Below are 608 nucleotides of genomic sequence, written 5' to 3'. Positions count from 1 at the left end.
TTCGCTGCAGCATCAAGGATTTGATATTGAGATGTTTGATGTAATAGTTTTTTCAATGTATATACAATTTTCGTTGGATATCCTTCTTTTCGATCAATTATGTCACGAAGTCCGCGAATTACACTGCGGATTTGGCGATGACAAGTATGCTTTAATACATGAATGAATTTATTCATGTCTGCAGACAGTTCACCGATATTCATCTCTTGTAGAACTGCTTCTATAAATTTCGCTTTACGAGCATAGGTAGCTTTTGGTGTAAATGGATCCCTGTGTTGCTCTTCTCCAGATTCTTTTGTACATAAAAAGTCCGAATGAATAGATAAATATAAGGTTGTATATCGTTTTGTATGCTTTACCCCTTTTTGCATTTTGCAAATTTTGAATAGGGGATTCCCCGTACATGGTAATGCCGTTGTTAATTCATCGATAACGGAACGGATTTGATGCGGATATTTTTTATGTAAGAAACGATACATCCCACCGAAGTGAGTTTTGTTGCCTCTTTCATCCTGCTTGTCCAATGAACGCTTTAATGTTGTTTCTGTATGTTGTTGCATGGCAATGTCTAAGAATAGTTTCTTAGCCGCTACAGATAGCTTAAAGAA

At 36.3% G+C, this 608-nt stretch carries 1 pseudogene; it reads right to left on the bottom strand.

The features are described 5' to 3' along the window. Positions 1 to 608, bottom strand: a pseudogene (locus FOT98_RS31655) (hypothetical protein); the annotation flags it as partial.

The organism is Bacillus sp. HY001 (assembly GCF_007558965.1).
GTDB classification, from domain to species: domain Bacteria; phylum Bacillota; class Bacilli; order Bacillales; family Bacillaceae_G; genus Bacillus_A; species Bacillus_A mobilis.
The sequence above is the reverse complement of the archived record's forward strand: the minus strand, read 5'-3'. Positions and strand labels throughout refer to the sequence as shown.